Annotated in this window: 24 protein-coding genes; 5 read left to right on the forward strand and 19 right to left on the reverse strand. The window is 36.2% G+C overall.

What is annotated here, in order from left to right; all coding sequences use genetic code 11:
* Positions 1-523: 523 nt before the first annotated feature.
* From JNUCC23_RS17910 to JNUCC23_RS17945, 8 genes are all read right to left on the reverse strand, one after another.
* A complete protein-coding gene (locus JNUCC23_RS17910; RefSeq protein WP_454212779.1) occupies positions 524-2509 on the reverse strand; it encodes a methyl-accepting chemotaxis protein in 1986 nt (661 codons plus the stop codon).
* A gap of 509 nt (positions 2510-3018) precedes the next feature.
* Entirely contained in the window at positions 3019-3519 is a 501-nt protein-coding gene (gene tpx, locus JNUCC23_RS17915) for a thiol peroxidase (protein WP_454212781.1), read from the reverse strand.
* 271 nt (positions 3520-3790) lie between these two features.
* Positions 3791-4336: a hypothetical protein gene (locus tag JNUCC23_RS17920; RefSeq protein ID WP_454212783.1), complete on the reverse strand. Its 546-nt coding sequence runs from the start codon at positions 4334-4336 to the stop codon at positions 3791-3793.
* Positions 4337-4420: 84 nt separating this feature from the next.
* The gene (locus JNUCC23_RS17925; RefSeq protein WP_403071950.1) at positions 4421-4981 is read right to left on the reverse strand and encodes a YdhK family protein; all 561 of its coding nucleotides are present in this window, start codon (positions 4979-4981) and stop codon (positions 4421-4423) included.
* Between the two features lie 339 nt (positions 4982-5320).
* On the reverse strand, positions 5321-6952 hold the full coding sequence (gene abc-f, locus JNUCC23_RS17930) for a ribosomal protection-like ABC-F family protein (RefSeq protein WP_454212785.1): 1632 nt from the start codon (positions 6950-6952) through the stop codon (positions 5321-5323).
* 461 nt (positions 6953-7413) lie between these two features.
* Entirely contained in the window at positions 7414-7683 is a 270-nt protein-coding gene (locus JNUCC23_RS17935; RefSeq protein ID WP_454212787.1) for a hypothetical protein, read from the reverse strand.
* 177 nt (positions 7684-7860) lie between these two features.
* Positions 7861-9072, reverse strand: coding sequence for a CynX/NimT family MFS transporter (locus tag JNUCC23_RS17940; protein ID WP_454212789.1), 1212 nt, complete (start codon positions 9070-9072; stop codon positions 7861-7863).
* Positions 9069-9764 carry a FadR/GntR family transcriptional regulator gene (locus tag JNUCC23_RS17945; protein WP_454216131.1) on the reverse strand — a complete coding sequence of 232 codons (696 nt, stop codon included), beginning with the start codon at positions 9762-9764 and terminating at the stop codon, positions 9069-9071. Before JNUCC23_RS17945 ends, JNUCC23_RS17940 begins: the two co-directional genes overlap by 4 nt.
* Positions 9765-9956: 192 nt before the next feature.
* Between JNUCC23_RS17945 and JNUCC23_RS17950 the strand changes: the two genes are divergently transcribed.
* The 4 genes from JNUCC23_RS17950 (at position 9957) to JNUCC23_RS17965 (ending at position 11426) form a co-directional block, all read left to right on the forward strand.
* The gene (locus tag JNUCC23_RS17950) at positions 9957-10652 is read left to right on the forward strand and encodes an AraC family transcriptional regulator (protein WP_403068339.1); all 696 of its coding nucleotides are present in this window, start codon (positions 9957-9959) and stop codon (positions 10650-10652) included.
* Positions 10653-10756: 104 nt separating this feature from the next.
* Positions 10757-10882 (forward strand): hypothetical protein, encoded by a 126-nt coding sequence (locus JNUCC23_RS17955; protein WP_454212791.1) that lies wholly within the window; start codon positions 10757-10759, stop codon positions 10880-10882.
* 23 nt (positions 10883-10905) lie between these two features.
* Positions 10906-11115 (forward strand): hypothetical protein, encoded by a 210-nt coding sequence (locus JNUCC23_RS17960; protein WP_454212793.1) that lies wholly within the window; start codon positions 10906-10908, stop codon positions 11113-11115.
* Positions 11115-11426 carry an EamA family transporter gene (locus tag JNUCC23_RS17965; RefSeq protein WP_454212795.1) on the forward strand — a complete coding sequence of 104 codons (312 nt, stop codon included), beginning with the start codon at positions 11115-11117 and terminating at the stop codon, positions 11424-11426. The genes JNUCC23_RS17960 and JNUCC23_RS17965 overlap by 1 nt, the downstream gene beginning before the upstream one ends.
* Positions 11427-11802: 376 nt before the next feature.
* Here JNUCC23_RS17965 and srtB read toward each other — a convergent pair whose 3' ends face one another.
* From srtB to JNUCC23_RS18020, 11 genes are all read right to left on the reverse strand, one after another.
* Positions 11803-12624, reverse strand: coding sequence for a class B sortase (gene srtB, locus JNUCC23_RS17970; protein ID WP_454212797.1), 822 nt, complete (start codon positions 12622-12624; stop codon positions 11803-11805).
* Positions 12625-12649: 25 nt separating this feature from the next.
* Complete coding sequence (locus JNUCC23_RS17975; RefSeq protein WP_454212801.1) at positions 12650-13423, reverse strand: ABC transporter ATP-binding protein; 774 nt, start codon at positions 13421-13423, stop codon at positions 12650-12652.
* The gene (locus JNUCC23_RS17980) at positions 13413-14390 is read right to left on the reverse strand and encodes a FecCD family ABC transporter permease (RefSeq protein WP_454212803.1); all 978 of its coding nucleotides are present in this window, start codon (positions 14388-14390) and stop codon (positions 13413-13415) included. Before JNUCC23_RS17980 ends, JNUCC23_RS17975 begins: the two co-directional genes overlap by 11 nt.
* A 24-nt stretch (positions 14391-14414) precedes the next feature.
* Positions 14415-15302: a heme ABC transporter substrate-binding protein IsdE gene (isdE, locus tag JNUCC23_RS17985; protein WP_454212805.1), complete on the reverse strand. Its 888-nt coding sequence runs from the start codon at positions 15300-15302 to the stop codon at positions 14415-14417.
* Positions 15303-15761: 459 nt separating this feature from the next.
* A complete protein-coding gene (locus tag JNUCC23_RS17990; protein ID WP_454212807.1) occupies positions 15762-18128 on the reverse strand; it encodes an NEAT domain-containing protein in 2367 nt (788 codons plus the stop codon).
* Positions 18129-18146: 18 nt separating this feature from the next.
* The gene (isdC, locus tag JNUCC23_RS17995) at positions 18147-18902 is read right to left on the reverse strand and encodes a heme uptake protein IsdC (RefSeq protein ID WP_454212809.1); all 756 of its coding nucleotides are present in this window, start codon (positions 18900-18902) and stop codon (positions 18147-18149) included.
* A 109-nt stretch (positions 18903-19011) separates the two neighbouring features.
* On the reverse strand, positions 19012-19962 hold the full coding sequence (hemH, locus tag JNUCC23_RS18000) for a ferrochelatase (protein ID WP_082674930.1): 951 nt from the start codon (positions 19960-19962) through the stop codon (positions 19012-19014).
* Positions 19963-19988: 26 nt separating this feature from the next.
* Positions 19989-20318, reverse strand: coding sequence for an antibiotic biosynthesis monooxygenase (locus JNUCC23_RS18005; RefSeq protein WP_062176076.1), 330 nt, complete (start codon positions 20316-20318; stop codon positions 19989-19991).
* Position 20319: 1 nt separating this feature from the next.
* Positions 20320-21129: an ABC transporter ATP-binding protein gene (locus tag JNUCC23_RS18010; protein ID WP_454212812.1), complete on the reverse strand. Its 810-nt coding sequence runs from the start codon at positions 21127-21129 to the stop codon at positions 20320-20322.
* Positions 21114-22187, reverse strand: coding sequence for a FecCD family ABC transporter permease (locus tag JNUCC23_RS18015; protein WP_082674929.1), 1074 nt, complete (start codon positions 22185-22187; stop codon positions 21114-21116). The genes JNUCC23_RS18010 and JNUCC23_RS18015 overlap by 16 nt, the downstream gene beginning before the upstream one ends.
* Positions 22188-22226: 39 nt before the next feature.
* Positions 22227-23174, reverse strand: a complete 948-nt coding sequence (locus JNUCC23_RS18020) for an ABC transporter substrate-binding protein (protein ID WP_403068304.1) — start codon at positions 23172-23174, stop codon at positions 22227-22229.
* A 288-nt stretch (positions 23175-23462) separates the two neighbouring features.
* Here JNUCC23_RS18020 and JNUCC23_RS18025 point away from each other — a divergent pair, with 288 nt between their 5' ends.
* Positions 23463-24164, forward strand: coding sequence for a Crp/Fnr family transcriptional regulator (locus JNUCC23_RS18025; RefSeq protein WP_454212815.1), 702 nt, complete (start codon positions 23463-23465; stop codon positions 24162-24164).
* The last annotated feature ends 394 nt before the right edge of the window (positions 24165-24558 follow it).

The raw sequence follows: 24558 nt of genomic DNA on the forward strand, positions 1-24558 counted from the left end.
AACGTTTCCAATTGCAACAGTTTTCGTTTACATTTCCCTAATGTTATTAAATTGTTTAATTTTGCAACTAATCATCGTAAAAAAGCAGAAAGTTTCCCTATTTATTCCTAAACTTTCAGCCGCTTTTATTTGATTATTGTTCTCTTCCTTTCAAACCATTTGGATAATTTCTTTTTCTATTTCTTTTTAAGTGCCTTTCGTTGAGAAGGTACTGTCCTTATTTGAGATTACATTTTGAATCGTTTCTGCTTGAATCACGTAGTCTTTTTTCATTTAAGGCAATCTGTTTTAATTACTTTTTTTAACCATCAATATTATTCGGACAAAACGGCTAAAAAGTAGGGAAACGACATGGTGTTATTAGTTTATACATAAAGAGGCAACCCCATAACAAAAAGGTCCAGAACCTCACATCTGCTATATATCGTTTATTAGTATAATTTCGTAATAAACGGTGTATAGAACGTGAGGTCAGACCTTTTTAGAGCTACCTTTTTAAAGACTTGCTATGTGTTTCCCAATGTTACAGTTTAAATTGCTGCACGATATCCTGCAATTCCTCGGCGATTTGTGATAAAGAAGTTGCCGAACTTCTGATTTCTTCCATAGAAGCTAATTGTTCCTGTGTAGAAGCAGAAACATTTTGAGCGCCACCTGCTGTAGAGTCTGCTACTTTTGCAACTTCTTCAAAAGTGTTAGCAAACTGTTTGGTTCCAATGGAAATATCTTGGACTTTGGATGTTACTTGTTCAATTTGTTCGGTTATTGTCGTAAAGTAACCTGTAATAGCCACAAAGGATGCACCTGCATCACTGACTACTTCAATTCCTTTGTCTACTTCTGTTGTTCCTGATTCCATAGATTTCACTGCATTGGATGTTTCACTCTGAATTGATCCAATCATTTGTCTAATTTGATCGGTTGATTGTGCCGATTGTTCGGCAAGCTTACGTACTTCATCTGCAACAACAGCAAAGCCTTTGCCATGCTCACCTGCTCTAGCCGCTTCAATCGCTGCATTAAGTGCAAGTAAATTTGTTTGGTCGGCTATATTTGTAATCACGTCTACAATCTTACTAATTTCTTGTGAGTGACTATTTAAAACTTGGATGCTGCTTGATATTTCATTTACCGTTTTCTTAATGTATTCCATTTGTCCAACCGTTGTTTCGATCGCTTTATTTCCTACTTCTACAGCTGATGATGCATTGGTTGCCGTTTGCGAAACTTCTTGTGAACTTTTTGCAATATATTGAATCGATGCTGACATTTCCCCAGCCATTCTTGAGCTTTGTTCAATCTGAGTAGACTGACTCTCCATACCTGCAGCCACTTCCTGAATCGATGAAGAAATTTGTTCTGTTGCAGACGTGTTCTGCTCTGTACTTGCATTTAATTGCTCAGAAGATGCTGCTAAGCTACTCGACTTTTCCCGAACTTCGAGAATAATCTCACTAAGACTTTTTCGCATTTGATCAAATGCTTGGGCCAACTGACCAAGCTCATCTTTACTTGTTAAATTAACACGAACACTTAGATCACCTTGACTCAAATTATTCGCCGCCCCGACTAGCTCCGTAATTGGACGAATCATTGAGCGAATGATGAATAAAATCAATAAGCCCCCAAGTATAATCGAAATACTTATGACGATTAATGTTGTTTTTAAAATGGGTTTAACTGCATCAGCTACTTCACCTTGATTCATACTGCCGACAATTTTCCAACCTGTTAATTCACTCGTAGAAAACGCTAATTTCCTCGGCTCCCCATTTGCTATATAATTAAACTTGCCTGTTTGGGCCGCTTGCAATTTTTTGGACAAATCGTCTTCTACTTTTGTGCCGACCTCAATCGTCGGGTGGGTAATATAATGATTATTCTTATCGATTACATATAAATAACCTTGTTTGCCAATTTTGATTTGATTGACTAAATTGATAAAACTCTCCAACTTAAGATCAACCGCAACAACCCCTTTTCCATCGGTCGTTGCTTTGGCTATCGTAATGACGACTTGTTTAGTCGCTAGCGATACGCGTGGATCTGTAATAAGTATCTGACCCTTATTAGCCATCGCATCCTGATACCAAGGTCGCACTCTTGGGTCATAACCAGGTGGATTTTTTACTGTAGACGGCGAATTAATAAATTGCCCTTTCTCTGTTGCTATAAATGTTTGTTCAACATCTGCTTTGTCGCTCTGTATTGTATCTAGCAATCTTCTTATTTGAACATCATCATCTTCGACAATATTAGAAGCGACAACTGAATTCGCTAAATAATTGACATTATCTATATGCGAACGAATAAATTGCTCTACTGAATGATTAATGATTCCTACATCCTTTTGCGCCGTCTCCATCATTTGTTGATCCAAATTATTTTGCGAACTCTGATACGAAGAAATAGAGATCGTAATACTTGGCAGTAACAAAACGACTAAAAACGACAAAATCAATTTCTTCCTCAAGCTAAACCGAAACTTGGTAGCTCTAGTTTTTTTCATATATATGTCCCCCTATTTGATTGTTGTATTTTGAAATATTCAAAAACCAACTTAATAATTCCTTTATTATTATCGTCTACATTTGCAATACTTTTAGGGGCAGTTTGAAAATAACTAGTCGGCTATTTCCAATTCCGATTCATCGTTTATTGCGAACTAACGTTCTTCTAAAATTTTTATTATTTACAGCTTGTGATCCAATTTATCAACATACTTATTCTCACAAAAAAGATTGACAGCCACCAAGTTCATGCTTGTTAGGTGGCTAGCAATCTACTTTTTCTGGCAGAGCCCAGTGAAACAATAGTTGTTTTTCAAGCTCTTATATGACCGACTCTAGCTTACTTTTGTCACTCATTAGTCGTTTTTCCTAGTGTCGCAATTTGTGAAATATGCTGCAAAACCATTTTCAAGACGATAACAAAAAAAGACACAATTTCTTATACAAGAATTGTGCCTACCTGCGAAATATTGAAAAATGTATGAGCTACCAAAATAATTCTACTTGTTTATAATACTGCTCTAGCTGCTTCTAATGCTGCTTCGTAATTTGGGTGGTCGGTTGATTCATTAACATACTCAACATATGTTATTTTGTCGTTTGTATCAACAACAAAAATAGCACGTGCTAATAAGCGAAGTTCCTGGATAGCAACACCGTATGCCTCGCCGAATGACAGATCACGATGATCTGATAATGTTTGTACATTCTCAATACCATTTGCTGCACACCAACTTCTCTGTGCAAACGGTAAATCAGCGCTAATAGTAAGAACCTGTACATTCCCTAATTTAGAAGCTTCTTCGTTAAAACGACGTGTTTGTGTATCACAAACAGGAGTATCAATAGAAGGTATAACAGAAATTAAACGAACTTTCCCTTTTGACTCAGCGAGTGTAACAGGTGATAAGTCATTCGCTAGTACTGTAAATTCAGGAGCTTTATCTCCAACCTTTACGTCGTTTCCTAATTGTGTTACTGGAGTTCCCTGCCACGTAAAATTAACCATTTTCATTTCCCCCTTAAAAATATGTACAGTGCAAATATAGCTCAAGTATTTAGAGTTATCAATTTATTCTGTGTATTATTTTGATTTTTCATCATTGTTATCAAAATGACTGCTTCAATAATGAAAAAATGCCAGGTTGAATAGCTTATTACTTCAAGATGAGTATTGTTCGTATTCGTAGTAATCAACCATTCGTCTAATTGATGGAATGACAAATTCAAGTCCTGAAAGCCATAAAGACAGCTTCTATGTTCCAGTAACAGTACTCACATTATTTCCACACAGACAGATACTTCTTGCGATACTTGCTATCTTCTTCTGTTTTAATTAATTCCATGGCTGTTTGCTTAATTTGCTCATCGTTTACTCGATCATATAAATTCTTCAAGCCTTGAATCATATCGTAGCGAATCAACGTGTAATGTTTCTCATTTGCTCCGTTTTGAAAACGATCAACAATATGCTGCATCAACATCTCTTTTTGTTCCGGTCCAGCTAAGCCGACTTTCCAAATCGATTGCAAGCTGTGACGGGCTGTCACAAATTTCAGATCTTTGGTTACTACCCATAAAGCTGGAAAGTCACTTAGCATCCGCTTCTCAGGATCACTAATTGCTAAACCAGAGAGGAACTGGGCAGCCCGGGATCTTCTGTGATTATCAGGGCTTGTTAACCAGTCCTGTAATTGATCCCAAACTTCATAAGCCCAGTCCACTTTTTCAGTTGTAGCTGCTAAAATTACATTAAAGGCTTCGAATTGAACCTCTTTGTCCTTTGCTTCTAAGTTCTCAAAATATGCTTGAATGTCACGGTCCATTTACATCACCTTTTATATTGGCATTATATCTATTTGTTAGTCTACTAAAGGATGGACTTCTTTACAAAAAAAGGAGATGATTCTTTATTTAGTTGATAGTTCGCTTTCTGTTACCCATTTATGATTTGTTACTTTTTCTTCACCAGTAGTTGGCGTGTAATCAACCATATAGACAGTCGTTTTTTCGGCTGAGTCAATTTCAGCCAGAGCTCCATCCATGCCTTCCATATGGTCTGCCTCTATGGTGACTTCCGTTCTTGGTGCGAACGTTTCCTCACCGGCATCTTTAATTTCTTCTTGAACAACCCATTTATGATTTTCCACTCTTTCCCCACCTGTTGTCGGGGTATATGAAATAGCATAAGTCGTCGTATCATAAGCACCTACAATTGTTGCTTTAGCACCGTCCATCCCTTTCATATGATCTGTTTTCAAATATGCTTGACTGCCAACTTTATACGTTGGATTCTTTGCTTCCTTCAAATCTTTAGGAACTTCACCTGAACTAGAATGGGAACTATGATCCATCTCTTCATGTTTGGCATGCTCATTGTTGTTGGAATGATTCTCGTCGCTTGTATCATTTCCACATCCACTTAAACCAATAATCGTAGCGACACTAAGAAAAATCAGTTGCTTATTCATCATAATAAAACACCTCGAATTCTTAAATTTATTGTTATAAATATAATATACCCACTAGGGGTATAAAACAAACAAAAACATGAGGTATCTGACAAAATTTATCTGGCTTCTCTTAATTAAACCGGGCCAGTTGTCCCAGTACACTTTTTAGATTTTGTTTCAAGGTTATGCTCCCACCATCGAATAACGAGCAATTGTTTGGAACTTATGGAATGAAGCCAAAATAAATAAGACGAATGCTAATTAAAGCAAATCGTCTTATTTAGCAATGTGTAATACTTTCAACATGGCAGATCTCGATCAATCTGATTGAGACGTTTTTGAGAAGGCATTTTTTCGTTAGTAAAGCTCTTTTATTTGTTTCGTAAGCTCGTTAAATCTCAGATCAAGTTCTGCATATTCTTTATTATTTGGGGTCATAAAACTAAGCTTGCCTAAAACTTCTTGCCTTTCTGTTTCAAGCTGTAAACGTCTTTCTTCCTTATTATTTTTTTTTGGCGCCACTTCATTCAATTGCTTGTGTATACGACTGTTCGAAATAACAAGTTTTGTAGTTGTTGTTTTTTCTAGGAAATAGCGATCATGCGATACGACCAACAGCGTACCATTATATTGTGCTAACGTGTCTTCTAGTTGTTCACGCGAAGCTAGATCTAGATGATTCGTTGGTTCATCTAAGATAAGCACATCTTTGTCTTCTAGAATATACTTCATAAGCTTACACTTCACACGTTCACCCATGCTCATGTTCATAATGGGTTCTGACCATTGAGAAGCCATAAATCCTAAATGCTTCATTAAGTTTTGAACTTTTCCTCTTGCCTCGAAGGTTTCTTGATAAAATAGCTGCTCTGGTGTTTGTTCAAGTGGTAAATCAAACACTTCTTGTGTTAAATAACCAATTTTTGCAGATGGTGAAAGCCACACATGCCCTTTTGCGGTTTCCTGTCCGAGAATTACTTTCAACAACGTCGTTTTCCCACTACCATTTGGGCCAGAAATTGAAATCTTATCACCATGTTGAATCGTAAAATTGGCGTCTTTAAAAAGTGTTCGTCCGTCAAACGATTTCGTTAAATTTTGAACTTCTAAGAAACGTTTTCCTACTCTATTATTTGTTTTCATTGAGAAGGCCACTTTATATTCTGAATCAAGAGGCTCCACTTTTATTTTTTCAAGTTCTTTTTCAAGACGCTTTTGTTTTGATTTTACTTGTGCATCCATGCGCTTTGCTTTCACCCGATAGTATTCTTTAGGGAATTCTTTTTTCGTCGATTGTGCATGAGCTTTTTTAGACCAAGAAGTAAGCTCATTCATTTGCCCCTCAATACGTTCAACCATTTTTTGCTGTTTTTCATATTCTCGTTGTTGCGTAAGTCTTTTCTGTTCACGGAATTTCAGATAACTAGAATAGTTACCTTTGTGACTAATAAGCGTTTTATTTTCAATCGACCAAATTTTTGTTACAACGGCATCTAAAAAATAACGATCATGCGATACAAGAATCACCGTACCTTTATGATTTTTTATCTGGTTAGTGAGGAACTCTAAGCTTTGCTCATCAAGATGGTTTGTTGGTTCATCTAGTAATAAGATGTCTGTATCTTGTGCAAGTCCTTTTGCTAGTCGCGCTTTTAATTTTTCTCCACCGCTTAATTTTGAGAAGTCATGAGTTGGAACATGCCACGTCTCTAATAATGTAACTTCTTTTGGAGAAATCTCTTCAAAGGAATGCGATTCGGTTTCTTGTTCAACCATAATGGTTTTAAGATCGTTCTGTATATATTTAATTTGTCCTTCTGTCGGCAAAAAATCATCGTTCAATAACCGCAATAAAGTAGATTTCCCAGCACCGTTTTTACCAATAATCCCAATAATATCCCTTTGTTGTACGCTGATATTCACGTTTTCAAAAATCGTCTGATCTTTTATTTCAACACATATATTTTGTACTTGCAGTAATTCTTTCATTAAAATCAACCCTCTTTTTTAGGGAGAATTAAAAAATCCTCCCAATTCATTTGGAAGGATTAGCCGCATTTTACCGTACTGAAATAAGCTATCGCGTTTAATAGCTCTAATGATGGTAGAAAAATGGGTAGACTAATCCTATATGATTATCATTCGAAATATAAAATTTCAAATTCTAAAAAATAAGATTAGTTATCCATCGTCCACCCATCATCCCTTTCGATTTATATTAGTGTGATTGTAGCACTTATTTATAGAGAAAGCAATCAACTTTTGAGTCTGTCAACGTAGCCAACGAATCTTCTTCAATTACGAAAAAGCGCATAGCCTCCTTATTTCAGGTTCTCAAATTGGATAACCTTATGAAGGTGGCGGTGCGGAGCTGATTTTACGAAGCCCCGCCCCTTTTTTGCAAACCTATTTCATCGTTGGGCTTAAGAGCAGACGCTCATGAATATATTTTATTCTAAAGTCTTAGAAATTGGCGATGGCTGCTTTTCCCACTCAGTAGGTCCTCCATCGCTTTCAATAAACTTTCTCCAATAATCTCCACTTTGCTTATCAAAAATGATCAGGTTATGTTCATTGGGCGAGAGAAGTTCATACCTGTATGGCTCTTCTTTTGATATCTTTTCTTGATTTGATTTTAATGATTGTGAAATAAACCAAGATCCTACAAGTACACATATTCCAAAGAAAATCATAGAAAACGACTGAAGATATTTATTCATACTTATCCCCCTATTACATTCTTATTCTACCAATAACAAAATGTTGGACAGCATTCTTGTTCAACTATTCTTGCGGTTTATTAAATGAATCATGTAGTAAAGATACACAAATCACCTGTAGAACTCGCAGTGATTCATGTGTTCTCTACCTTTTATCCTTCACAGCCTACAAAATCTTTATGCCTTATCTTCGATAGAACCTTTCCCCGCGCCCAGTCCGGCAATCAAGAGAATGATCGGCATAACTAGTAATAAGAAGATAAGTGGCGCACTCCATCCGCTCGTTACATCATGTAGCCAGCCAAATACAATTGGTCCTAGAGCTGCTAAAAGATAGCCAATGGACTGAGCCATCCCTGAAAGTTCAGAAGCTTGCTGGCTATCGTTTGTTCGTAATGTAAAAAACATCATCGACAAGCCAAATGCACTTCCACTAGCTATTCCAATAACTATGACCGACAATGGCAAGAAAACGCCTAGTAATAATCCCAAAATACCAATAAAATATAAGACTGCCGTAAATACTGCCAGAACCCGTTGATTTTCCAACTTCCCTGCAATGATTGGAATAATAAACGTTATGGGGATAATCGCGAATTGTAATAAGGAGAGCATCCATCCAGATTCACTTGTACTGTACCCATTATTCTGAATGATTTCAGGCATCCATGTCATCAATGTATAAAAAATGAAGGATTGGCCTCCCATAAAAACGGTAACTTTCCATGCGATGGAAGATTTCCAGATGCTTTTCCTTTTAGTTGGTTGCTTCCGTACGTTTGAATGAATGTCTTGATTTTTGTTTAATTGAAAGGCCCATATGATGATAGCCAGACATGATAAAAGGCCCCAAACTCCTAAAGATCCTCGCCAACCGACGTTTCCTATCGAAGAGATCGGAACACTTAGACCAGAACCCAACGCTCCAAATACATTCATAAACACTGCATAAATACCAGTCATTAATCCCATTTGTAAAGGGAAATTATTTTTAATAAGTCCTGGAAGCAATACATTACAGATCGCTATAGCAAGTCCTACTAAAACCGTACCAATGAACAAGAAACTTGTCCCTGGAAGGAAACGAGTTCCGATCCCGATTGTTAGAACAAGTAATGCTAGAAAAATGGTCATTTCAGTTCCAAGTTTTTTCGCTATTTTCGATGCAAATGGTGAAAATAGCGCAAATGCTAGCAACGGAACGGTCGTAAGGCTACCCGCGACCAAGTTAGATAACCCTAAATCTTCCCTTATTGATGATAGTAATGGGCCTACAGAAGTAATAGGCGCTCGCAAATTGGAGCCAACTAAGATAATCCCCAATAGTAAGATCCAATATCGACCCTTTGTTAAAGGTTGTGTGTATATTTGCGAAGCTGGTTTATTCAATTTTTTCCCTCCATCACTGTAAAAAGTGAGTCGTTTGCTTTCTTCACATAAGCATTTACGCTTTTAATAGCTAATTGAGTATCTTGTAATCGAATCGCTTCATAAAGATCTGAATGAACTTCATATTCATCATTCAATGAACCTCTTACACTCATGATGTCGCGAATCGAACTCTGTAAAGAATCTGTAATGTGATCATATAGTTCAATAAACATTTGATTATGAGTAGCCTTTACTACTGATTTATGAAAGGCAATATCCATGTCAATAAAATGCTGAGGTTCCTTATCTTTCGCAGCTTCGATGCATTTTTCAAGGCATTCCTCTATCCGCTTTAAATCTTCATTAGATCTTCTCTCTGCTGCTAACTGTGCAGCTTCTTTTTCTAAAGCTAACCGAACTTCTAAAGTCTCAATTAGATCACTTTTTTGAATTTTCCTCTCTAAAGCTATCCCGAGATTACTCGATGATTTCACCGTTGTCCCAATACCTTGTCTTGTTTCAAGAAGACCAGCATGAACTAAAGCTCGAATTGCCTCTCTTAACGTATTTCTACTAACATCAAACTTCGCCATTAGTTCTGGTTCTGCCGGCAGTTTACTTCCTACTTCCCATTGACCAGCTTCGATCAAATCTTCAATTTGGATTGCTATTTGTTCCACTAATGTTAGACGGTTGGTCTTTTTTATCATCACCTAATAGTGACCCCCTTTCAAACGTAGGATGTTTGGTTTATTGGTTAATGTATCATAGGATTAACGGAAAGTAAATTTTTAACTTCTGAAAAAAAATAAACTACTTGTCTGAAATTCCATCAGTCTTATTTATCCATATCGATAATGGTATAATCTAAACTAATATATAGGAGTGAGGTGGGGATTAAGATGGAGAGTGGTAAACAAGTAATTTGTGAGAAAAGAACATATTCAAGAGAATTTGATTCTCACCAACATGATTTTGGTCAATTCCTCTTTCCATTGCAAGGCTCCTTAGATTTACAAACGAAGTGGCAAAACATAAACCTTAACTCAGATTACTGCTTTTATCTGCCTCCTGAGTGCAATCATATGTACCGTTCTACTGACAGGAATGAATTTTTAATCTTAGATATCCCAAACCATTATTTACCTAGTAAAACAGAGAGTATGTATATGAAGTTAGACAAACAATGGTCGTCCATTCGGTTTTTATTATTGGAAGAGGCAAAAGATCAGGAGAACATAACAGCTGCATTAGATGATTTGACTAGATATGTGGCCCAAAAGTTACGAGTATCAACATCTCCTTCTATTGACTTTATTCACAAACATTATAAGGAGCCCATTAAAGTTGAAACATTAGCGAACATTGAACATTACCATCCAGTCTATTATTCATCATGGTTTAAACAAAAAACAGGTAAAAGTCCAAAAGCTTATATCACTGAGCTACGCTTAAACGATGCTAAACAATTATTAAAAAAGACATCATGGTCGATATCAAGCATTAGTGAAGAATTAGGCTTTGAAAATTCTTCCTCATTTACAAGATGGTTTGTGAAATACGAAGGAAAACCTCCACAAAAGTATCGAAAAAGTTAAAACTGGATAAAAAGAACCTTAAACTTAGTAAAGAAAAATGTCCTTTCATTTTCTATGATATGTTTAATCGTTCTTCTTATCTTTTTTTATTAGAGTGGAAGAAATTGACAGGGGAATTTTCTTCATTATGGGGTTTGCTTGCAGCAATCCTTTGGGGAACAACAGATACAGCACAGACTTTTGCACCTGATCATGCACATCTGATCGCGATCGGAGCAACTCTCGACTGACTATAGGAGGGGGAACACTATTATTGTATGTACTAATCCAAGGTCAATTAAATTTAAGACTTTGGCCCATGAAAGCAGTACTGCTTGCTTCATTAAGTATGGCTTGTTATCAGCCTTTATTTTTCTCAGCCGTCTTCACTACCATTAGTACTGTAATTGCCATTGGCAGTACACCAATTTTTTCTGGTGTATTAGAATGGTTTATCGTAAAAAATAGACCAGTAAAAAGATAGTGGTATTCTACTTTTTTAATTTTAATTGGTTGCATGCTGCTCTTTATCCATACAGAATCAGCAACAGTAAACCCATACGGAATTTTAATGGCGCTTTTAGCTGGAATGTCGTTTGCTATATCATTGGGCCTCGAGTAATCACAGTCAGTCTCCATCTTGGTATCATTACAACAGGAATTGCTTATTTTCTCTTTGCTAAAGGACTTATTTCTATTCCTTCATCAACAGCTGTTACACTTTCATTAGCAGAACCATTAACTGCTGCATTATTAGGTGTCTTAGTTAATGAACAACTAAGCTTCACATCTTGAGGTGGCCTATTCCTACTTTTAGTCGGAATCTGCTTATTAATTGGGCCCGCTTTGGGAGTATAAAAATCTACAAGTATTATAAAAAACAGTTAAATCAAGATTGTCTTCACTTTTGTGTATGATATGTAGGCGACAATATTATAGTAGCTGAATCATTTTATCCAATCATCTCGTTAACTTAACGTAATTGTCGTCTCATTCTTTCTGTCACAAAAATACAGAAAGACCCTTCCATAAACAATCCTACAGGCTGTTAATAAGGGGCTCTTTCGTATGTTTGCCCACAAAGTACGCTTTAACCAAAAACAACAAAGTGTAACTGTGAAGTCCCGTCGACCGAGTCTTTGTCACTGACACAATTTGTTGAACAATAATTTTATAGATGATCATCTTTCTTCTTTAGTTTCGCATGGATCACAAGCCTACCTTCTTCTTTGTCTAACGTATAATCACATGTGGACAAAGTAAGGATGGAATCATCTGCACCTACGACAGTATCTGTCGGAAACAACGACTTATCTTGAATCATCTGTAAAAATGAAGCATACTCTTTTTGATCAGCAAAATCCGTTTGAATATAATCAAAGTCTGTTGTTGTCATATATACTGAAAAAATTTCAGCTTCAAAACCTTCATACAATGTATCATATTGAAAATGACGATTTTTTTGAAAAAATTCGTTATCTAAATATTGATCTAATTCACCAAACATCGATCCATTTTTCATACGATGCCCATAAAGAATCGTATGTTTCATATTTGTAGAAATATCATTGCGATAGTCCATAAAGATACTGCCCATAGCCATTTCTTCCCGCTCAGTATTGCGATGTAAATAATACGTATTATCGTCCGCTTGTACAATCGGATAATTAATTTGTGTATGATCAATTTCTAACCAACCAACTATATCGGTATTCAAATTTAATAAGGAGTGAAACTGAGACCTAACCTCTTGTTTATTCGTTTTAGCATCATCCTCTTTTGGAATGACTGTTTCCGAATTATGATCTTTCGAAATCGGTATTTCCTCAGTATCATCTTTTGGAATGAGCGTTTCATTCATATAATATTCCTGTGCCTTGGCAATTAACTGCTTATTCCGCTTCTGATCCATATAAGTTCTCGATAGTTCAAAAAGTGAGAACACGGCTACTCCTAGACAAATTAAAATAAGTAGTTTACGTATCAGCCCCAAACTTCATCACCTCAAATCGAGTAATTTATTTAATTCCTAAGGGCACAATATATTGTCCGACACTTGGATCAGATTGGATCATTACATCTACTCCATAAATTTGCTTAACCATCGCTGTCGTAATGACATCTAATGGATGACCACTTTCCACAACATTGCCTTCATTCATAACAATGATTTTATCACTATAGCGAATCGCTTGATTTATATCATGTAACACCATCACAATCGTTAATCCATGTTTCTCATTTAACTCTTTAATTAATTCCAGCACTTCTAATTGATAATAAATATCCAAATAAGTCGTTGGTTCATCTAAAAAGAGCAGTGGCGTTCTTTGCGCCAATGTCATAGCAATCCAAACCCTTTGACGTTCTCCTCCAGATAATTGCTCCAAAGTTTTCTTCCGTTTATCATGTAACTTTGTACATGTTAATGCCCATTCAATCGCCTGTTCATCTTCTTCCTGATTTTGCGATAGAAAACCTTTATGAGGCAGGCGGCCAAAGGCAACTAACTTCTCTACTGTAATATCCCAGGGAGCTTCATTTTGTTGATGAACAATAGCTAGCTTTTTGGCAAACTCCTTTGGTTTGTATTGGGAAATTGCCTTGCCATCTAAGATGACCTCGCCAATATATGGAAAATAGTTTCTTGACATGACACCGAGTAAAGTCGATTTTCCACTACCATTAGGTCCGATAATCGTTGTTATTTTACCCTCTTCAATTTCTGCATTCACAGAATCTAAAATATTCGTTTTACGATTATACGAAAATGAAATTCCTTTAATTTCCATGGATTTTCTCACTCTTTCTAAGCAAGATTATTAAAAATGGTCCGCCAATAATCATCATAATGATGGACGCTGGAATATCATTTGGTGGCAGAATCATTCTTCCTATAGTATCGGCTACTAGTATTAATAGTGCCCCACTAAGTGCAGAAAATGGGATTAATACTTTATGATCTGTCCCGACAATTAGTCGCCCGATATGCGGAATAAGTAGGCCGACAAACACAATGACCCCAGCAATCGAGGTTGCAACAGTTGCTAAAAGAACAGCTACAGCCGACACAATTAACCGCAATTTCGTTAAATTAAATCCTAAATTGATCGCCGTTTTATCTTGCAATGCTAATACATTGCACCAAGAAGCTAAAAATAGGGAAATGACTAAACCGATTGAACTGTAAAGTACCATAACATCAACATCATTCCATGTTTTTAAAGAAAGCCCCGATACAGTAGCATGTGTCAAACTAGAGAATCCAACGAAATACGTTAAAGCTTGTCCTAATCCAGAAAATGTTGCATTAATCGCAACCCCTACTAAAATAATACGTAATGGACTTAAACCTGATTTCCAAGATAAACTAAACACTAAAAAGCATGCAAGAGCGCCACCTAAAAAGGAAAATAAAGGTGTCCAAAAAAACAATTGGGGGAGTAGACTAACAACAAGGATATAGACAAACCTTCCTCCAGCTGCAATCCCAATTATTCCAGCTTCAGCAAGCGGATTTTTCATCACGGCCTGTAACAATACACCTGATACGGCAAGGGCAGCACCAGTAAATAAAGCAATAATCAAACGGGGGAAACGTAGATCTTTAATAATTGCTACATTTTCATTCGTCCCCGAAAATAATCCAGATATTAATTCACCAATCGTTACTTTTAAACTGCCTGACACTGCAGATATAAAGAAAACGATAACTATTAAACTACATACGATGATAAAACTCCATATGATTTTTTTCATGTCGTAACGCCCTTTTTTTATGATTTACTCATATAACATCTTCATCATTTCATCTAGCGCCTCTGTTGCCGCAAGATTTCCTGTTGTTCCATAAATCTCTTCTTCTAAATCATATACTCGGCCATTTTTAACTGCGTCAAAATGCTTCCAAATATCATTTTCCTTAAATTCTTTATCAAACATTTTCACCACATCATCAGGCACACCATGAGCAGCTCGTAAAATAATATCCGGGTTCGTTTGTTGCAGAAATTCCGTATTTGTCCCAATGTATTCAACCTTTTCACCTTGTACAACATTAACCGCACCACAAATCCGGGCAATGTCACCGATATAGGAGTTTTCCGTTGCAACAAGATAGCTCCCCGGAATTCCTAGTAAAATTAGAACTGTTGGCTTTTCTTTTTCTGCTACAAGCTTTTTGATCTCTTCAACTTTATCGTCCATTTTTGAGACCATTCCTTTTGCTTGTTCATTGCGATCATATTTCTCCCCTAATGACAAAATCGTTTGCTCCATTTTTCCAAGGCTGTCTAAATTTAAAAAAGTTGCTTCGATACCAGCATTTTCATAAATCGGTTTTAAATCATATTCTAGCGTGGAAACGTTAAGAACTTCGGTCGGATGTAGCGATTTAATCACTTCAAGATCTGGATTTTTGACAAAACCAACATTTGCTGCTTCTTTATATCTTTCCGGCAATTTCTTATACGTATCTGGGATCCCGACTAAGTCAAGCTCAAGTACGTCCATAATTTCCGTAATCGCAACAGTTGAAGCGACGATCCGATTCTCACTTTTACTTTTACTTTCTGTATTAGGTTGAACCGTCTCCTGACTAGATGAACAGCCAGTTATAAGAAGTAAAAGGGTTACACAACATACTAATGCCTTCATGATCCCTTTATTCATCTAATGCATCTCCTAACTCATTGTGAAAAACATTCAAAAATTTTGAGACATTGGGGCTGTTCCGAAACGAAAGAGTCAGACCTCGCAACAGTTATATAGAAAGCAAAATTAGTATTTCACTACTATATACATAGTTTGCAGGGTCCGACTTTTTGGAGAAGCCCCAAGTCTCATTTATTTCTTAATTATAATTACTTTCTTACTGCTGATTACATATGACATTAACATCAAGTTGTTCAGTTGAAAGTCGTTTCTTGTTTAATTTGTATAACTTTATCAACGGTTTATACTTTTCCATTATTTGCAAGAAAAAATGTATTCTCTCCTTTTGCCAAAAGGAACCCAAGGATGTCCAATAAGTTTTTTTGTCTCACAACCTGAATTACATCTAAAATATTCGTAACTAAAATCAAACTAGGTATATGATCTTACCTTTGGGTTACTTGACTCCCTTTGCAATCATTTATTCAATGCTCTAAATATCACTGCCGCTGTTTGTGCCCTAGTAGCTTTGTCTTTAGGCTTAAACGTATTATCTGAAGAATAGCCTTTCATAATATCTTCTTGAAATACTGTTCTAACCGCATCTTGTGCCCAAGGGGAAATTTGGTTAGCATCTTTAAAAGATAAAGTTGATGCTTTTGATTGTAGTCCTAATGCCTGAGTAATCATAATCGCCATTTGTTCACGATTGATTAAATTATCCGGTCCAAATTGGGTTGTACTATATCCCTTAACAATGCCATTCGCCCTTGCAGTTGCAATATAATCTTTTGCCCAATGATTTTTCGTATCATCAAACGCGCCGTCTTTAACAATTTCTAATCCTAAAGCCCTTACTAGAATAGCTGTAAATCCAGCTCTAGTTATTTGATTATTCGGTCTAAACTCTCCATTCTCATGTCCTGTAATCGCCGCTGTTTTAACTAGAGCTGTAATATATTCTTCTGCCCAATGACCTTTAATATCTGTTAAATTAACGGATGGTTGTTCAGTCTTGTCAACCGCTAATACAGCAAACTTCGTGAAATGATTTACTTCACCACTTACAACTCCAGTTGCAAAATCAGCTTTAATATTATCGAGTTTCACCCATTTTTTCGTTGTTTCGTTGAACCAGAAAATAGCTACATCTTGTTTTTTGTTATCTACCTTCGTTTTATCGAATTTAAATGTAAGTGTGATTGCCTTTTTGAAATCACCTGATTGATCTTTTTTGATTTCTAGCACATCACTAACTAAAGAGTGCAGTTTTTCCAAAGGTAAACTTGATGGATTTGTTAATTTTTCTACAGTTACTTTAAAATCACTTGCAAATGAAGCTGCTGGGAATTGAATGACAACGCCATTTCCTTCATATTTCCCACCATCATTCGCTTTAATCGTATTTTCTGTTGTAGGATCAGTTGGCGTTGGATTAGATCCAGTTATTTCTGTTTTACTTGATGGATCAAACTTAAATTGAACCGTGTATTGATTGTCATATACCATACCGCCAGGAAATTCATTAGCAGGGATGTATACATGAGCTTGTGCATTAACAGGTTTTGATAAATCTTTAACTTCGAATTCAACAACTCTTGTGTTCGTCGCATGATCAGTGCTTACGACTGTTGTGCTGCTTCCTGCTACTTGGAATGTTTTAATCCAACTACTATTAAGGAGTGTTACAGAAACATAGTTTTTGCCATCTCTCACTTTTAAGTTTGCTGGTTTTTGTGTGTAATCGTCCATTACAGAAATACTATTTGTACCGTCTTTATACACATTAAAGTCAATCGTATATTCTTCTGGACCTTTAGGTGTTTCTTCATTTCCAGTGCCCGGTGTACCTGGGTTTGTTGGTGTTTGTCCATTTCCCGAACCTGGATTAGTTGGTGTTTCTTCATTTCCTGAACCTGGATTAGTTGGTGTTTCTTCATTTCCTGAACCTGGATTTGTCGGTGTTCCTGGTGCTGTAGATTCTTCTACCTCAGTGATGCTGTCTACGTTAAACTTCAATTGAACTGTATGAGTCATAATACCGTAATCTGTTTTTGTATCTACAGTTACTTTTGCATTGATTTTTTCTGATAACTTAGCGACTTCAAATTTTACTGTTCGTTTTTTAGCTTCTGTATCCTCATTAATAGTTGTAGTGTCTTTATATTCCCCATCTTGCTCTACTTGGAATTGTGGAATCATATCGCTAGATTTCAATGTTAATTCAGCGATCTTTTTCCCTTCTTTTACAGTAAGCTTGACTGGATTCTCTACATAACTTTGCATGGATGAAGCTTGATCTTTTTGATCCTTTAATACAGCAAGATCAACTGTGTAGATGCCATCTGCCAAAGTTGGCACTTCTGGTACATTTACTGCAACAATACTTAATTCGTCAAATTTTAATTGGACATTGTATTTGTTATCATAATTTAACATTGGAATTAAGACATGAGTATAGAATTCTACCTTTTCTGATAAACTCTCTACTTTAAAGCTTACCACTCTTATGTTTTTAACATTATCGATGCTTTTTACAACTACATCTTGACCATTCTCATCTCGTCCTAATTTGAGGTATTTTATCCAATCGCTATTTTTTAAAGTTAATTCAACATATTTCTCGCCATCTTTAACTATTAATGTTGCCGGTTTTTCTACATATTCATCCATTACAGATTCGGCTTCTGAACCATCTTTTAAAAATTTTAAATCAATTGTGTATTCACCATCTGCTAATGTTTGTGTTGCGGCATTAACAGGCGAATATGTTGTAAATAACGTACTAACGACAAGTAAAAACATCGTAATAATCGTAATGAGTTTATTAACAGACTTTTGCACTTGACATATCCCCTTTAATTAAATTCTTTTTGCTTTCAATTTATAAGCTAATCCTAGAGATGAAAGAAGTAAGACGATTAGGATGCCGACTCCTGTGTTATCTCCTGTTTTTGGGTTTGCTACTGGTTCAGTTTGACTATTGTCACTTGAATCACTTTTTGTTCCTTGATTATTTTCTTTAGTTGTTGTATCACTTGATCCACCAGAAGTTGTTGTTTTTTCTGAGTTTTGTGATTTTTCAGTAGCTGATGATTTGTCTGAGCCTGATGATTTATCTGAAGTTGTTGTTTTTTCTGTTGTAGTATTTTGGTTCTTTTCAGCAGGAGCTGCGGCATTTCCTTGAATGCTGTTCGTATCGAATGAAAATCTTACAGTATAGCGATTGTCATAATTATAGTCTTCGATTAGAACGTGCATTTTTGATTCGACCGGTTTTGATAAATCAGTTGCGCTAAATTGAATGACTCTTGTATCTGAAGCGCTATCTTGACTAACGACTTTGGCTGGGCTTCCATTAATGGATAATTCTTTAATCCAATCACTTTGTTTTACTTTGATTTGAACTTGGATCGTACCGTTTTTAACATTTAATGTTGCCGGTTTCAAAAAGTAGTCATTTGCCATTGATGCTGAATCATTATCCCCTTTTAAAATTGTGTAATTGGCTTTATATGTTCCATCTGCTAACTTACCAGCTGCCTCTACATTTGGAACAGCAATTGAAGCAAAGAAAACGGCAATTAATAGAACGAAAAAAATCATTTTATTTTTCATAATTAATCGAGCCTCCATATTGAATTTGATTATCATTATCATTTATAAATTTATTTTTTGGTGAAGCAAAAAGCATCACCAAATTTAGATTGTTGCTTCATTTCTTTATTTACACTTTTAGTTCTAATCGACTTAATTTTTCTTTCGTAATATTTGCTAGCGCACAAATTAAATCGAAAGAATCATCAAGAAACTCTGTACGCACGTAGTGGATGCCTACTTCACTAGCAACATCTTGACAATCCTTGCCAATCTCTTGAAGCGTTTCGATATTGTTTGTTAAAGAGAGCAGCTCACATGCTACCACTCCTTTACTTCCCGTTTCCGCTTCTTCACGAACGACATCCTTAATATCAGGTCCTAGCCAATTTTGTTTGTGTCTTGCACTTCTATACGCAATTCTCCAATTATTTACATGTAGTTGCAAAGCTACTTGTTCAGCTAATTCCGTAAACTGTCGCACATATACTTCATGCTTTTCTTCTGTTCCTGGTTGGCTATGTGCTGTAAAGACGATCGTCGATTCTTCTCGAGCTGACTGTGGTAACCAGTTCAATGCCTCTTGGACACGACTTGCAATTACTGTGATATATTCTGGGTGCAAATGCCAATTATCAATGTGGTAAACAGGGATTGTTTGCTGTCTATTGGCCAATTCTTCTTGGACAGTTCTTTGATATTGACCAACTCCCTTTTCTGTATAAAATGGCGTCATAGGCAATGTGACAATTTGTGTAACACCTTCTTCAATCATTTGACCAATTGTATCCTCGATAAAAGGAGCTGCATGCTTATACGCTGGATACACTTTCACTTCTGATAGCCCACTTTGTTTCAGAACATATTCTAGTGCCTCTGCTTGGCGTTTTGTCTTTGTTCTTAATGGATCAGGTGTTCCTAGTGCGACATATTGTGCAGTTATTGGCTTTAACTGTTCTGGCGATGGTTTTCTCCCCTGAAGAATATGAGTGAAAAATGATTCGATTCCATCCATGCTTTCAGGGCCACCATATGACATTAAAATCATTCCATACATTTGGCTATTCTCTTCTTTCTCCATCGTTTATTTTTTGCTAAATTTATTTGTTACAAAACATCTTGAGGTGATTTATTTGTGCCTACTTTTTCTGCCACTACATCATAAAAACCTAAGCTAAAATCAAGAATATACTCAGAACGTTCACCACTATGAGATTTTCTAAAGGATTCTGTTTTTGTCCATTGATCATGCGCTTCTTTAGATGCCCATTTTGAAAAAATTGTAAATTCGTCATAATCCTTTGTTCCTCTTGTTTTAAATACATTTAGCAAAATAAATCCCGGTGTTTCCTCAATTCCCCCTAGTCGGTCAAAGCGAGCTAACACTTTTTCTTCAAATCCTTTTTTCACCTTTAACGTATTTGTAATTACAAACATTTTACGTTTCTCCAATCTTTTTTTGTTTTCTTTGTACTAAGCCTATCGGTGTGCAAATCGGTTTATCTCCATCAAAGTGTACGGTTGCTTCTATAGCAAAGACTTCTCTAAAAAAATCGGAATCAAATACGTCACTAGGTGTACCTTGCCTCACCACCTTTCCATTTTTCATAGCAATCAAGCGAGCACTGTACCTCGCTGCTTGATTGAGATCATGCAAAACCATAATAATGGTCATACCTAGTGAACGATTTAAATCTTCTAATAGCTCCATGACTTCGATTTGATGAGAAATATCTAAATAACTTGTTGGTTCATCTAAAATTAAGATTTGCGGTGTTTGTGCAATTGCCATCGCAATCCATGCTCTTTGTCTTTCACCTCCTGATAATGCTAGTAGTGGCCGATGTTGGAACTTCGTTAAATTAGTAACTGCGAGCGCCCAATCTATATGTGTTTGATGCTCTGCATTCGGTTCTTCAAACCATTTCAAATAAGGATTGCGGCCATGCGTTACTAAATCTCTCACTGTTAAGTCTAATTTGTGATTATTCACTTGCGGCAACATCGCAAGCTTTTTCGCAATCTCTTTTTCTTTCATTCGATTCATCTTTTCCCCTTCTAACAAAACGGTTCCTGTTTCAGATTTTAATAGTCTAGTTAGAAGGCGTAGGATCGTAGACTTTCCCGAACCATTAGGGCCAATAATACTGACCTTCTCCCCTTTGTTAAAGGAAATCGAAAGATCTTTAATGCAGTATGTATCTGTGTAGCGATAAGAAAGTTGATCCGCTTTTAAGATGTTTTCCATCCTTTGATCCCTCCTCGTAATAAATAAAGAAAGAACGGAGCACCAATTGCGGATAACAGAATGCCTACTGGAAGTTCGATTGGATCAAACCAACTTCTGGCGATTGTATCAGCAAACATAACGAGAAAAGCACCAGCTATTGCTGAAATCGGTAGGAGATAACGGTAGTCAGTGCCGACAATCATCCTGATAAAATGTGGAACAACTAGTCCAACAAAGCTTATTAAACCGGCAACACTAACGGCAACTCCTGCTAGAAAAGTAGCTAATAAAATAAGGATGAAGCGACTTCGCTCTACTTTATCTCCTACTAATCTTGCCACTTCATCACCTAACATCATAATATTCGCTTGTTTGATAGCAAAAATGGACAGTATTAGACCGATTACTGCATATGGCCAAATAATTTGAAAATGCGGCCAACTTCTACCTGAAAGACCACCTACTAACCAAGGGAGTACAGCTTGAACTCGATCACTATATAAAATCATGATCGTTGACATAACAGCCCCTAATAAGGAATTAATCGCAACACCTGCTAATATCATTCGCAACGGGGAAACACCACCATCCCACGCAACAAAGTAAATCGTTAATGCTGCAATAAGTGAGCCTAAAAAAGCACCTAACGGTAGAAATTGTATATATTGTGGAAACAGGATCATCATAATTACAGCAACTAAACCCGCTCCAGCCGAGACACCGATAATGCCCGGATCTGCTAACGGATTTCGCATAACACCTTGCAATAAAGCGCCAGATACAGCTAAACAAGCGCCGACAAGTAAACCTGTTAATAATCGCGGCAATCGTAAATCCCAAACAATTTGCCTTTCCATCGTATCAGCAGTAGAAAATAGCGCGCCCCAAACATCTTTTAAAGGAATCGGTACAGAACCTGCCATAATCCCATAGATGATTGCTAAAACGCATAGTAAAGTAAATATCCATAATGTTCGCAGCCTTTTTTTTCTTCTTGGATCTACTTTTTTCGCTTCTTGATTCGCATCTAAAATCTTTTCTTCACTTCCAGCATCAATTTGCTCAGCTTCCTTCATTTCGTTCTCCTTCCTTACGGTCCTAGATGTAAAACAACTCTAATTCTCAGCTGCAATACTTTCTAAATTCTCCCTTATGTAAGTTAGTGATTCTGCAAGTTTTGGACCGGGATTCGTCCCGAACAATTCATATGGTAGGAGGACAAAATTGTCATTTTCCAACGCTTTTATTTTTTTCCATGATGGATTCGATTTCAATTCTGACTCGAACTTCTCTTTAACAGCTTCTGGCTCACCATGTGTAATAAAATAAATGACATCCGGATTTGCTTCGATGACCCGTTCCATGCTTAACTGTGCATAATCTGGGTAACTTTCAATTCCCGGAAGATCACTAGCAACATTTTCTCCACCAACAGTAGCCAATAAATCGCCAGAAAGAGATGTTGGTAATGCCGCCAAGAATAAATCGGTTGTTCCATAAATAATCAATGCGCGAACATCCTTCGTTAATGGTTTCTGTTCAATTTCCTTTTTCTTCGCTTCTATTTCAGCAATCATTTCCTTTGCTTCATTTTCACGTTCGAGTATTTTCCCATATTGATCAATTACTTCAAGAATGGATTCATAGCTATTGCTATTCGTTAAAAACATCTTCAACCCTAATGATTCTACTGTACTTACATCTTTCATATTTAGCCCAGCGTGACCGATAATTAAATCTGGTTTTAAACTAACAATTTTCTCGAAATCGGCTTCATGTGCTGTACCTACTTGTTCTATATTCGCCAGTTCCGTTGGGAGTAAATCTTTACTAACGGTTGGTCCGCCAACAATTTCTGCACCGAGTTGATAGAGAATATCCATATCCCCTTGAACAAGTGAAACAATTCGCTTTGGTGGTTCAGCAAATTTAACTTCCCGATCTGCATGATCTGTAACCGTAATGCGTGCTTGTTCGTTTTCATTCATACTACCTACCTGATTCGAACAGCCCACAATAAGTAACAAACAAAAAATAATGACTAAACTACCACGTATTCTCAAACTAGCCCTCACCACATTTCCTCATTTATCCAGTAAGCTAATAAAATTCCAAACAATGTTTTGATTTATTCTGAAAACTACATTAAGATGAGAATGAATATCATTATCAACTAATTGTCATTATAGGTGATAGCATTTAGATAAGGTGTGATTAAAATCACGAATCAACGTATTTTTACATATTATGTCGAAATTGGAATTCACATCACGATTCATTATAATTGATAATCATTTTCAAATACGTGATTTACATCACTTATAGTAGTTAATTAGGGGGGCTGCTTTACAATGTTGAAAGAAAAAAAACAGTTGGATGAGCAATTGCGGTTATTGCCATTTTTTTATGAATTATATGAGGAACAAATTAATGATTTACTTAAATATTGCAGCCTGAAAGATAAAGTTAAAAATCACCACCTCTTTATGCAAGGCGATCCGATGCAATCACTTTATTTTTTATGTAGAGGAAAAATCAAGGTATATAAAATTGATGGTAAAGGGAGAGAATTAATTGTCGGGATTTATAAGGAAGGAGAATTGTTCCCACAAGATTATTTCTTTGAAGATCATACGCATTATCTAACGAACGCCTATGTTTTAGAGGATGCTACCGTCCTTTCCATACCTATTTTTTATTTCGAGCAATTACTTGAAAAATATCCAAAACTTTATGCTATTTTGTTTAAGATGGTTGGTGAACAAATTATTGATTTACGATCTCGTTTGGAAGATAAGATCTTTTTTACGAGTGAGGAGCAAGTCATAAACTTATTACTACGGTTAGCCAGAAATTACGCCGTAACACTATCCAATCAGAAAATATTATTTTTAACTTCTTTTCAAATCAAAGATTTAGCGAATATGATTGGCTTTTCACGTGAAACAGTGAGTCGAATTATGAACAAGTTCATTATGCAAAATTTAATTGAAAAAGATGAAAAGGGACGCTTAATTTTAAATCCAATGTTAATTAAAGATTTCTACCAATAATCTTTGCAATTGAATGAGTGGCGATGTCCAGTTGAGGTGTATTTACCTTTGTTGCACAGGTATTATATATATAATCTATTGTCGTTTTTTCAACTTTGCTAAAGAGATTATCTGAAAGCACTTTCTTTATTTGATAGATTTTTATTAATGTTTGGCTATGTTATATAACGCTGTTGATTTTGGGCTCATTTTAGCACAGCTGAAAGACGTGTGAAACCACGGTTGCACACGAATAATCCCAAAAATCTTATTAACAACAATCTTGTTTAACATAGTCGTATGTTTAAAGATGAACACCCCTCCGATTGTTTACCATAGTCTAACAAATTGGAGGGGTGGCTCCATCTATTGGAGATTAACTACTTTTTTTGTAACATTTTAGCCTCTAACATGA

The sequence above is a fragment of the Peribacillus sp. JNUCC 23 genome, from assembly GCF_053653995.1.

Coding starts and splice junctions, on each gene's coding strand:
- JNUCC23_RS18005 (WP_062176076.1), bottom strand. CDS start 20,318: ATGTTTGTAATTACAAATACGTTAAAGGTGAAAAAAGGATTTGAAGAA.
- JNUCC23_RS17980 (WP_454212803.1), bottom strand. CDS start 14,390: ATGAAAAAAATCATATGGAGTTTTATCATCGTATGTAGTTTAATAGTT.
- JNUCC23_RS18010 (WP_454212812.1), bottom strand. CDS start 21,129: ATGGAAAACATCTTAAAAGCGGATCAACTTTCTTATCGCTACACAGAT.
- JNUCC23_RS17920 (WP_454212783.1), bottom strand. CDS start 4,336: ATGGACCGTGACATTCAAGCATATTTTGAGAACTTAGAAGCAAAGGAC.
- JNUCC23_RS18025 (WP_454212815.1), top strand. CDS start 23,463: ATGTTGAAAGAAAAAAAACAGTTGGATGAGCAATTGCGGTTATTGCCA.
- abc-f (WP_454212785.1), bottom strand. CDS start 6,952: ATGAAAGAATTACTGCAAGTACAAAATATATGTGTTGAAATAAAAGAT.
- isdC (WP_454212809.1), bottom strand. CDS start 18,902: ATGAAAAATAAAATGATTTTTTTCGTTCTATTAATTGCCGTTTTCTTT.
- JNUCC23_RS17935 (WP_454212787.1), bottom strand. CDS start 7,683: ATGAATAAATATCTTCAGTCGTTTTCTATGATTTTCTTTGGAATATGT.
- hemH (WP_082674930.1), bottom strand. CDS start 19,962: ATGGAGAAAGAAGAGAATAGCCAAATGTATGGAATGATTTTAATGTCA.
- isdE (WP_454212805.1), bottom strand. CDS start 15,302: ATGAATAAAGGGATCATGAAGGCATTAGTATGTTGTGTAACCCTTTTA.
- JNUCC23_RS17925 (WP_403071950.1), bottom strand. CDS start 4,981: ATGAATAAGCAACTGATTTTTCTTAGTGTCGCTACGATTATTGGTTTA.
- JNUCC23_RS17910 (WP_454212779.1), bottom strand. CDS start 2,509: ATGAAAAAAACTAGAGCTACCAAGTTTCGGTTTAGCTTGAGGAAGAAA.
- JNUCC23_RS17975 (WP_454212801.1), bottom strand. CDS start 13,423: ATGGAAATTAAAGGAATTTCATTTTCGTATAATCGTAAAACGAATATT.
- JNUCC23_RS17950 (WP_403068339.1), top strand. CDS start 9,957: ATGGAGAGTGGTAAACAAGTAATTTGTGAGAAAAGAACATATTCAAGA.
- JNUCC23_RS18015 (WP_082674929.1), bottom strand. CDS start 22,187: ATGAAGGAAGCTGAGCAAATTGATGCTGGAAGTGAAGAAAAGATTTTA.
- tpx (WP_454212781.1), bottom strand. CDS start 3,519: ATGGTTAATTTTACGTGGCAGGGAACTCCAGTAACACAATTAGGAAAC.
- JNUCC23_RS17945 (WP_454216131.1), bottom strand. CDS start 9,764: ATGATAAAAAAGACCAACCGTCTAACATTAGTGGAACAAATAGCAATC.